The 11,448-nt window shown below is 58.4% G+C and carries 4 protein-coding genes and 1 pseudogene; 4 read left to right on the top strand and 1 reads right to left on the bottom strand.

All coding sequences use genetic code 11. The annotated features are described in order from the left end of the window. Window positions 1-375 precede the first annotated feature (375 nt). The 4 genes and pseudogenes from tnpA to AC0L3O_RS34065 form a co-directional block, all read left to right on the top strand. A complete protein-coding gene (gene tnpA / locus AC0L3O_RS34080; protein ID WP_473617973.1) occupies window positions 376-810 on the top strand; it encodes an IS66-like element accessory protein TnpA in 435 nt (144 codons plus the stop codon). Further along, window positions 807-1,163 (top strand): IS66 family insertion sequence element accessory protein TnpB, encoded by a 357-nt coding sequence (tnpB, locus tag AC0L3O_RS34075; protein WP_473617972.1) that lies wholly within the window; start codon window positions 807-809, stop codon window positions 1,161-1,163. Before tnpA ends, tnpB begins: the two co-directional genes overlap by 4 nt. A gap of 69 nt (window positions 1,164-1,232) precedes the next feature. Further along, window positions 1,233-2,765: an IS66 family transposase gene (gene tnpC / locus AC0L3O_RS34070; protein WP_473617971.1), complete on the top strand. Its 1,533-nt coding sequence runs from the start codon at window positions 1,233-1,235 to the stop codon at window positions 2,763-2,765. Window positions 2,766-3,409: 644 nt separating this feature from the next. Next, a pseudogene (locus tag AC0L3O_RS34065) lies at window positions 3,410-3,729 on the top strand (transposase); the annotation flags it as partial. 33 nt (window positions 3,730-3,762) lie between these two features. On the opposite strand, the gene AC0L3O_RS34060 reads toward AC0L3O_RS34065, so the two are convergent. Then, window positions 3,763-10,827 (bottom strand): amino acid adenylation domain-containing protein, encoded by a 7,065-nt coding sequence (locus tag AC0L3O_RS34060; protein WP_473617969.1) that lies wholly within the window; start codon window positions 10,825-10,827, stop codon window positions 3,763-3,765. Window positions 10,828-11,448: the final 621 nt, after the last annotated feature.

The following is an 11,448-nucleotide window of genomic DNA, read 5'->3' as shown; positions in this document are numbered from 1 at the left end:
GCGGGGGGGGGGGGGGCCCGCCCCCCCCCCCCCCCACCCCCCACCCACCCCACCCCCCCCCCCCCCCCCCCTCACTCCCCCCCCCCCCCCCCCCCCCCCCCCCCCCCCCCCGACACCAACGAAAGCGCAAAGCAATGAGGGGGGCCAAATCTCCAGTTCGCCCAGGAGGTCAAATCCTCACTTCGCTTGACAACCCGTCCGGATTTGATCGGAAACCCGTCCGGTCATGATCCGGACATAGGAACTGCAATAAAGGACCTCCGATACAGAATTGGTCTCCATCGCCAAATCGTAAGCGGTGTTTCCGGACCACCTTTCGGGAGTGGTCGCGATCTGTGAGGTTGCCGATCCTGTATTGGGATCGGAGATCGGCTTGTGTCTGGACTTGACCTTACGCTTGACCCGGAGCGGCAGCTTCGGCGTTTCGAGGTGATCAACGGTGCCGGCGGTCGGCGTCACTGGTCGGTGGATGACAAGGCGCGGATCATCGCGGAGACGCTGGAGCCGAACGCAGTCATTTCCGAGGTAGCCCGTCGGTATGGCCTTAGGCCGCAGCAGGTCTTCGCCTGGCGCCGCGAAGCGCGCAAACAGGCCACTTCGGCGCAGCAAGATTCTCCTGCCTTTGTGCCGGCGGTTTTGGCGGCGGCGGAACCTGTAGCCAGCCGTTCACCGAAGCAGCGGAAACGGCAAGCCACCCGAGGTGCCGGCATGATCGAGCTTGAGATCGACGGCATCTCGATGCGCGTCGGCCGGGGCGCCGATACCAAGACGGTGGCCGCAGTGATCCGCGCGCTGAAGGCGACGTCGTGATCGGGCCGACGGGTGCGGTCAAGGTCATGGTGGCGACGAAGCCGGTGGAATTCCGCAAGGGTGCGGAGGGATTGGCCGCACTTGTGCGCGAGACCATGGGCGCTGACCCGTTCAATGGGGCGGTCTATGTCTTTCGGGCCAAGCGGACTGACCGGATCAAGCTGATCTTCTGGGATGGCACCGGGGTTTGCCTCTATGCCAAGCGTTTGGAGGATGGGGAGTTCCGCTGGCCGAAAGTGCATGACGGCATGATGCGGCTGACGGCCGCGCAACTGTCGGCGCTGCTCGAAGGTCTCGACTGGCGGCGAGTCCACGAGGCGCGCCGGACTCGCGTTCCAGCCCAGGCGGGCTGACCCGCGACGAAGTGAATCAGCCTGGATTCCGCTGTCGCGGACTGTCGGCGAATATGGTCTGATCCGCTCATGGCGATGACGGCTGACCAGCTTCCCGACGATCCGGATGCGCTGAAGGCGATGGTCCTGGCGCGCGACGTCGAGAATGCCCGTCTGATTCAGATCATCAAGGAATTGCAGCGTCATCGCTTCGGCCGGCGTGCCGAGACGCTCCCCGAGGATCAATTGCTGCTGGGGCTCGAAGAGGCCGAACAGATCGAGGCCGCCGGTGACGAAGAGCAGGCACAGACCGCTCTTGGCGAACGTCAGGCGCCTGTCGCCAAGCGCAGGGCGAACCGCGGCGGGCTGCCACCCCATCTGCCGCGCGTGGAGATGGTCGTCGACATCGAGGATCATGCCTGCCCGTGCTGCCGCAATGGCTTGCATCGGATCGGCGAGGACATGAGCGAGCGGCTCGACATCGTTCCGGCGCAGCTGCGCGTGATCGTCGTGCGCCGGCCCAAATATGCCTGCCGCGCCTGTGAGGATGTAGTGGTTCAGGCCCCGGCGCCCGCCCGGCTGATCGAGGGCGGCCTGCCGACCGAGGCGACGGTCGCCCAGGTGCTGGTCTCAAAATATGCTGACCACCTGCCGCTCTATCGTCAGGCGCAGATCTATGCCCGGCAGGGCATCAATCTCGACCGGTCCACGCTCGCCGACTGGGTCGGCCGCGCCGCCTGGCATCTGCGTCCGGTGCATGAGCGGCTGCTTGGCAAGCTGAAGTCCTCGCCAAAACTCTTCGCCGACGAGACGACCGCGCCAGTGCTCGATCCCGGCCGCGGCAAGACCAAGACAGGTCAACTCTGGGCCTATGCCCGCGATGACCGACCATGGGAGGGGAGCGACCCGCCTGGCGTCGCCTATGTCTATGCGCCGGACCGGAAGGCCGAGCGTCCGATCGCTCATCTGGTGGGCTTTGCCGGAATCCTGCAGGTCGACGGCTATGGCGGCTATCGCGTGCTCGCCGACAAGAGCGGCGTGACGCTCGCCTTCTGCTGGGCACATGTGCGCCGGCGCTTCTACGAGCTCGCCGCGGCCGGTCCCGCGCCAATCGCCAGCGAGGCGCTGAGACGGATCGCGGAACTCTATCGCGTCGAAGACGACGTCCGTCGACGATCGGCCGAGCAGCGCCGTGTCGTGCGCCAGGTCAGGAGCCGCCCGATCGTCGTCAAACTCGAACCATGGCTTCGCGAAAAGCTCGGGCTGATCAGCCAGAAGACAAAGCTCGCCGAGGCGATCCGCTACACGCTCTCGCGCTGGGAAGGCCTCTCGCGCTTCCTTGACGACGGCCGCATCGAGATCGACAGCAACACCGTCGAACGCTCGATCCGTCCGATCGCGCTCAACCGCAAGAACGCGCTCTTCGCAGGCTCTGATGGCGGCGCCGAACACTGGGCAGTCATCGCCTCGCTGATCGAGACCTGCAAGCTCAATGGTGTCGAACCGCTCGGCTATCTCGCCGATGTCCTCACCAGGATCGTCAACGGCCACCCCAACAGCCAGATCGACGATCTCCTGCCTTGGGTCTACATCAACAAGCTCGAGCTCAAGGCTGTGGCCTAAGAACACCGCTTACGCCAAATCCTCCTTCCCGAACTATCAAGATCGCACATCATTACACAACATTGCAAACCGCTGAACAAAGCGCAGGAGCTGAGGCGAACGGTAACCGGTTAGTTGATGGCGTCTGGCTTGAAGTCCAGGCCATGAGCACGTCGATTTCGGCTGCGGACCAACATTGAGAGGTGCGGGTCAGGGTCTTGGAGAGCCAGGCGAGCGGATCGCCTCGGCAGTTTCGGATTCTCCGGAGACCTTGCCCAGTTCATTTTCCGAGTACTCGAAGAGGCTCGCGACGATGGCCACGGGCTTTTCCTGACGCAGCGCAGCGTAGCTATCGAAACTTGCTGCGGATCCCGTCCTCGACCCTCACAGTTTGCTCATGGCTGTGACCGAAGCCGACGCGGCTGCGAGATCAAACTGACATGCAGTGCAGGATGCGCCCGGCGCCGGATCGCGGCTGCGGGCCAGGACGAGACACCATGGTCGAGCGCACAGGCCGCTTGCCCTCGGCCATGGGGAAGGTGCGCCGCAAACTGAAGCTGGCCGACGACGGTGATCGTCAGATCGTCAGATGATGTCGATTCTTGGATTCTTACATTCTTACCTGCGTGCTGACTGACGGAATATGCGCGGTCGAACGGTTCTGCTTTCTTGCCTATGCGGAGCTGGCTCTTGCACCCCAGCTTCGCCCCGGCGACATCTTGGTCGACAACCTGCCCGCCCACAAGGGCGTGCTCGAGGCGATCGAGAAGAAGGTTGGTGCGCAGTTCCTGTTCCTCCGTTCCTCCCGCCATACTCGCCCGACTTCAACCCCATCGAGATGGATTTCGCGAAACTCAATGCTCCTGAGATGGGCTGCAATCCGAGCCATCGACGAATTCTGGTCGGCCGTGGCCAACTGGCCAATTGCCTTGCAGCTTTCACAGCCGAGGAATGCAGGCACTATTTCGAGGCAGCCGGCTATGAAATAAATTCTGCCAAAGTAGTGCTAGCACCTAGGCTAGTCCTTTCGATTGAGATAGTTACTAAGCTTCTTTGCCAAGACGCTCACATGAGGCGGAGCGACCATCGTGTAATGGTCACCTGGCACCTCATGAATCTCCAAGCCCCCTCGCGCGAATTGCTTCCAACCAAGATCGCCATCAGATTCATTGGTGGACATACGCAGCCCGTTCTTGGCTGCAAAAAGAACGGACCTGCAGTCGTTGGGCCTAGGCATATAGTCACGCAGTGCAATTCTATTTGCCTCGGCAACTGTCAGGATATAATCGAGCTGCGTTTCGCTCATGTCCGGGACGTCGCCAGTTTGCCTTCCAAACTCAAGCAGGGCAGTAACTTGGCGCTCCGGTTTGATGGATTTCAGCTTTCGCCAATGTTTCTTCGTTGCAGGAAAAAGTACGCTGAATATAACCACTTGCTCGCTCAGCCAGTCGGGGATGGGACTGTTGCCGAGCAAACGATAATATCGGCCGCTTGTGCATTCTTCAGGCTTGTGAAGCGCTTTGGCATCGAGCAGTCCAAGTATAGCGATCTCCTCCCCGGCATCGCGCAATTGGCAGGCCATTTCCCAAGCAATGCTGCCGCCCATCGACAAGCCAACGAGCTGGTAAGGTCCGCGCGGCTGTATGCTCTTGATAGCTTCAACATAATCCTGTGCCATGTTCGCAATGCTCCGGTGAGGTCTCGCCTCACCGTTCAGACCGCGTGCCTGCAGGCCGAAGAGCGGTTGCTCTGCGCCCAATGCTTTGGCAAGAGGCGTATAGAAGAGCACATGTCCGCCAAAAGGGTGGGGGCAAAACAGTGGGGCCCGCGAACCGCCAGTTTGTATCGGGACCAATGCGCTCGGACGCGCGCTTCCAGGGGTCTTCGACAGGACTCTCGCGAGCCCTCTTGGTGTCTGGTGTTCCAGCAGCCGAGCGACGGCCAATCTTTCTCCCGTAAGCTGCTCGATGCGACTGATTACGCTTAAGGCGCTCAATGAATCGCCACCAAGATCAAAGAAGCTGTCGGTCAGGGCAACGTCATCCAAGCCCAAAATGTCTTGATAGATCGCTGCAATTTGGCGGTCCAAAGCTGGCTCACCAGCAACCACAATGGGGCTGCGCGATCCTTCGTTTCCGGTCGGGGTATCCACAGATGTGGTCGCAGGATCAGTTTGATTCAAATCCGCTTCTTTTTGTCCTCGCTCCTTGGTGGTGACCGCATCGAGCCAGTAACGCTTGCGATCGAAAGGATAAGGCGGGAGGGGCGTACGCTGTGGCGGTTGATGGCCGTGCACGCAAGACCAATCAACGCGAACGCCGCAGGTCCAAAGCTTGCCCAGTGTCTGTAGTAGTCTCAGGCGATCTTGCCCACGGTCGCCTTCTGGCGCGGCTGCAAAGGCGACGGGGCTGCGCAGGTTGCTCTTTGACTTTAACTTCCTGCAATGTCTGGTCAGGGCTGCGCCAGGCCCCATCTCAATGAACAACTCGTGGCCCGATTGCACCAACCGATCGAAAGCCAGATGGAACTGCACCGTCTCTCGGAGATTGCGGACCCAGTAGCTGCCATCAAGTGGCACGTCCGCCTCAAGCCAGTCACCGAGCACCGTTGACACGAAAGGTACTTGCGGCGAGTTTAACTCGACCTGCTCTGCATGAATCCTAAATTCCGACAGGATTGGATCGAGCAGGGATGAATGCACTGCATGAGTTGCACGTATTCGTTTGCTTGCAATGGATCTCGCCTGCAATCGCTCATGAAACGCTGCGATCTCGGATGCAGCCCCCGAAACGACGCACTGACGCGGCCCGTTTATGGCCGCTAATGAAAGGTTTTCGCTCCAATAAGGCTGGAGCTCTTCGGGCGACGTGCCGACTGCAAGAATGCCGCCGGTCGGCACACGGGATGTTAGCTGCCCCCTTATAAGCGTCAGTCGAAGGGCATCGGGTAAAGAGATGATGCCGGCGATATGAGCGGCTGCATATTCTCCGATGCTGTGGCCGATCACAGCTGCTGGGAAAATGCCCCACGACATAAAGAGCTTCGCCATCGCATACTGCGTAGCGAAGATGACGGGCTGTATGACGGCTTCTAGTTGAGGCTCAAGCTCGCCGTCGGCTTTGCCTTCTCTGTAGAGGAGGGGGCGGAAGTCACTATCTGCGAACTCGTTAATCCACGTTGCGCATTCGTCAATGGCGCTCCGGTATACCGGCTCCTCTTCATAGAGCTGTCGACCAATTCCAATTTGCTGTCCGCCTTGGCCGGAGAACATGAACGCGATGCGGTGTTCACTGCTTGATACCTCTCCCGAACCGCCCGCCTGCAGTGCCGCTTGATCGAGCTGGTCGGCTAGTTCCGCCAGATCGTTTCCCACAAAGCTCGCGCGATATCTGAGAGCGGCTCGCCCCTTTTGCAAGGTGTACGCGATGTTTGCTGCACTGTGCTGAACCTCGCATCGGCGTATAAAGCCCGCCAGTTGCCGGAGCATGTCGGTCAATGCCGACCTGCTCGCCGCCGACACCGGAAAGACGTGCAGCTTGCGACCGACTTGCTCATTGCTCCGCGGCGGAAATTCCTCGAGAATTGTGTGCGCATTCGTGCCACCAATGCCAAATGAGCTAACCCCGCCGCGTCGTGGCTCCCCACCTCTGGGCCAAGTGGTGCAAGTCTTGTTAACGAAAACCGGGCTCTCCTGGAAATCGATGTTTGGGTTGGGGTTATCGAAATGAAGACTAGCTGGAATGACGCCCCTGTTTAGCATTGTAGCGAGCTTGATTAACCCGGTGACACCCGCTGCGGCGTCGAGATGGCCGACGTTTGTCTTCACCGAACCTATTGCGCAGAATTGTTTCCTCGCGGTGTGAGAACGGAAGGCCTTGGTCAGGCCGGAGATTTCGATAGGATCTCCAAGATAGGTTCCCGTACCATGCGCCTCCACATAACCAATGGTATCTGCAGAGACGTCGGCGTCGGTGAGCGCAGCTTGAATCACTGCAGCCTGTCCGTCGACGCTGGGGGCGGTGAAGCCTACTTTGTTGGCGCCATCATTGTTGATGGCAGTCCCCCTTATAACTGCCCAGATGTAGTCGCCATCTCGGCAGGCATCGCTCAGCCGCTTGAGAACGACGACCCCAACTCCACTGCCTCTCACCGTTCCTTGTGCTTTAGCATCAAATGCACGGCAGTCGCCGTCAGGAGATAAGATGTGCCCTTGTTGATGAAGGTATCCTTTTCCATGTGGCAGCGAAATCGACACGCCACCTGCGAGCGCCATATCGCACTCATTGTTGCGGAGACTTTGGCAACCGAGGTGGACAGCGACAAGCGAAGTGGAGCAGGCCGTCTGAACTGACACGCAAGGGCCGGTCAAGTTGAGTTTATACGCAATGCGGGTGGCCGTGAAATCGCCACCATTGAGAATGCGGATCTGCAACTTCTCTGAATCCAGCAGGTCGCGGCCTATTTCGCGGTCGCCGAGATAATGGTTAGCCCCCACGCCAGCAAAAACACCGACACGCCCTCCTGCCGTCTCCCTCAATCCGTACCCTGCATGGTCGAAGGCCTGATACGCCGCTTCCAGCAGGATTCGCTGCTGCGGGTCCATCCACGCTGCTTCCTTAGGCGAGATGCCGAAGAACGCTGCGTCAAAAAGATCAATTCCGCTCAGAACGGCTTCGCGCCTCACATAATTAGGTCTGCCATAAGTGTCGGGAGCGACGCCAGCTTTTTGCAATGTCTGTTCACCCAGATCCGCGATGGACTCTATGCCATCGACCAGATTGCTCCAGAATTGATCGACGTTCTCGGCCCCTGGAAACCTGCCCGCCATCCCAATAATCGCAACAGCATTGCGGCTCTGTTTGGGCTCGTTTTCGCTTGCGGCCACGCCAATTGGTTTCGCTAAATCCTGAGCGGGGCGAGGAACGGCTGGAACTGCAGACAAGTGCGTAGCAAGCATTCTTATGGTGGGATGCTCGAACAGATCCAGAATCTTGCAATTAATGCCCAATCGATCGTGGATACGCGCCTGAACCTTGACGATGGCTAGGGAATGTCCGCCAACATCGAAGAAATTGTCTTCGACGCCGACGGTGTCCAGCTTCAGCACGTCCCTCCATATCTCAGCCAGTTCCGTCTGCAATCCACCGGTCGGTAAAGTTGCGGCCTTTAATTTCGAGGCGTTTCTCGGCTCGGGAAGAGCGCGCCGATCGATCTTGCCGCTACGATTGGTTGGTAGCTGCGGGAGGAACACGAACTGTGAGGGAACCATGTAGCCAGGCAGCGCGGCGCGCAGAAAAGACTGAAGTTCGTCGGCATCCTCGGAACTCTCCCGCCGTCTCACCACATAGGCTATCAGGCTCGCATTTTCATCCAGACGGTCTGTCAGCGTGACACAGCATGCTTTGATGTTTTCGTGCTCCATCAGGCACTGCTCGATTTCGGCGAGCTCCACCCGCATGCCGCGGATCTTAATCTGTCCGTCCTTCCGGCCCATGAACTCGATTGCGCCATCGGACCGATACCGGGCCCGATCTCCAGTTCTGTAGAGCCTGGATTGCGGGTCATCATCGAACGGATTTGCCCGGAAAACCTCTCGCGTGAGTTCATCGTGATTGATGTAACCGCGAGCCAGGCCGACGCCCCCGATGTAGAGCTCGCCAATTGCGCCAAGTGGTGCCGGATTGCCATAGCGATCGAGGATATAAGCCTTGGTGTTGATGACCGGGCGCCCAATGGGCGGCTTTTGCCCCCCGGCTTTCACCTCGGTCCTTATGCAGTAGACGGTCGTTTCGGTGGGCCCATAGGAATTTAAGATGCGGCGCTTCTCACCCCATCGCTCAATGAGACTTGACGGCAAGGGCTCTCCGCCTGACTTGATCACGGTGAGATAAGGAAGATCAGTCGATGGCAAAGAGGCCCACGCTGTCGGCGTAAGGCCGGCAGCGGTAACGCGTTCACGGCGCATAAACTCAACAAGCTCTGCTCCGGGCAGCGATGCTGATGGGGGCGCAAGGCATAGTCGACCGCCAGAGGATAAAGCCAGCATAAAATCGAAAAGCGATGCATCAAATCCGCAGGAAGCGAACTGCAATACCCGGCTATCCGGCCCCAGTTGATAAGTGCGTCTTAGATCCTCTACCATGTTGCAGGCGCTGCGATGTTCAACCATCACGCCTTTCGGCTGACCCGTGGAACCGGACGTATAAATCACGTAAGCCAAATCGGAGGGACCGGCGGGGCAGTGCGGAGGCGTGACTTCGTGCAGAGCAATTTCGGTGCGGTCTTTGTCGAGGAGAACTACCGCGCATCCATTCGCAAGTTCAATCTTTCGCCCTGACGAGGCTTCCCCGAACGTCTGTTCTCTGAGCGCCGATTGGCTGATGAGCGCGGTAGCACCAGCATCTCGCAACATGAAACGTAGACGCTGGGGTGGCAGGCGCGGATCGAGCGGAAGATAGACGGCCCCCGCCTTCAGGACCGCTAGAAAGCCGACAATGAGATCGCACGAACGCTCAACGAGAATGCCGACCACGTCTCCAAGACAGACTCCTTTTGAAATCAGATGACGGGCAAGTCTATTTGCCCTTTGCTCAAGTACGGCATAGCTTAGCGCCTCCGATGGGCAAGTGACAGCGATATCATCGGGGCAAGCGGCAGCCTGCGCTTCGATCAGGTTGTGCAGGCAAATATCGGACGGAAAAGGTGCAGCTGTCTCGTTAAAACTATGCAGGAGCTGGTGTTCCTGCTCTGGCGTCAGAAGACTATAGTCGCCTATTCGTCGCGCTGGCGCATCTGCAATCGCCTCAAGCAACAAATGATAGTGCTTCGCCAACCGCTCGATCGTGCCAAGATCCCATAAATCCGCATTGAATAGGACATCAAGGCGGACTCTGTCTCTGCCGGACAGGATTTGAAAATCAAGATCGATCCAGATATCGGTCTCGCAAAATTGGATTTGCGCAGGCAAGCCGGAGAGGTCGACGTCGCATGCCGTGAAGCTAAGAGAACTCACCGCTTCCGGTATGAAGTTGAAAACAGCTTGCGCAAGCGGGTTGCGATCAAGTGCAGGAGGGAGCTTGAGCTTCTCCAGCAGCAGCGGAAGAGGAAAATACTCGTGGCTGCGCGCGCATAGCATCAAATGACGGACCCGCTGCAAATGTTCAAGGAAAATTGGATTTCCGGAAAGGTCCTGCCGTAGGACCCCTAGGTTCACAAAGTAGCCGAACGTCCTCGAAAAATTTCCTGCCGGACGACCGAGGCGTGGCACGTAGAGGGTGATGTCGTCCTGGTCACCGAAACGATGCAGCAGGACATAATAGGCGGCAAGCAGGACGGTGGCGAGCGTTACCTTTTCCTTGTGCGCCAGCCGCTCCAAGCGCGCGACCAGCGGCATCTCAATATCAAGGGAGAAGACCGAACCGGTGTGCGTGGCGAGCGCAGCTCTTGGTCTGTCGGTCGGAAGGGCCAGGTCAGGTTCATGATCAACAAATTGGCTGCGCCAGTAGGCCCACATGCGTTCTCCGTCGTCGCCGGCAAGGAGGCGCTCTTGCCAGGCTACGAAGTCCCCGTAAGGAGCCGCGGTGCCCAGACGCGGCATATCCGTTTTGCCGCAGAACGCCTGGTAGAGCCTGCCGAACTCGTGCAGCAAGGTGCGAATGCTGTAACCGTCGGAAATGATGTGATGGAAATTGAGGAGCAGAGTCTCGTCCGTGGCACTGCGGATGAACAGATGAGCGCGAAACACCGGCCCATGCTCCAAATTGAAAGGCGAGCGAGCTTCCGCCGCGATAGATTTATGGAAATCTGCCCCTTCAATATCCTCAAGCCGAACAACATGAAAGTTCAGCGTGGTTGTCTCATGAATGCGCTGAACCACGCGCTCGCCTTCCTGGTGAAAGGTCGTGCGCAGCATTTCATGGCGGTCGATCAATGATTGGAGCGCGCGCCGCAAGGCATCAATGTCGAACGGTGCCTTTATGCGCAGTTCGACCGGCAGATTGTATTCGCTACCGGTCGGTCGTTTTTGATGATGTATCCAAAGGCCCAGCTGGCCATGCGACAGCGGACGGGTAACATGATCCATTGCTTTCTCCAGTCACACAGTTGTGCGGGGAACGCTAACCGGATTTTGCTGGAGATAATTTGAATTATCCGAGAAAAATTCTAGCGATCAATCTAGTACTGTCGCATTATAAAGAAATATTTGGCAGAATTAATAAGTTCTGACGATTTGTGTTTGTTGTTATGTAACAAAAATTCATAGTCCGGATGATTTTACATACTTTAAACATCGCGAGCCGTCGGCAGTCCGCTGGACGGTGCGCGCGGCCAAGCGTGAACGACTTTGACTTGACAGTTGTACTGGCCAGGCAAGGGCGTGTGAGGGTGTGTGTGATGCATGTACTCGAGTAGACAGGCGGGCGCGTTGTTGTTGTCCCAAAGGTCTGACAGGGATCACTGGGTTAAACGTGCCGCAATGAACTCGCGAGGTGAACGATAGCTGAGCGCCTTGTGCGAAGTGTATTGCGATGGCGGAGCCATCGGCGAGCGCATCGATGAGGTTTCGGCGTCAGGACATGGGCTCACCCGAAAATAATCGCGATTGAAGGTCCGCACGATGGCTTTCGGCCATTCCGTTCGACTGCCGGCTTTCGACAGGGGTGGTGAGCGGCAATAGGCCGATCTGACTGGCGGAGTTGCGGGC

The organism is Mesorhizobium sp. WSM4810, from assembly GCF_055811235.1.
Note: the sequence above shows the minus strand (reverse complement) of the source record. Positions and strands in the feature narration are given on the sequence as shown.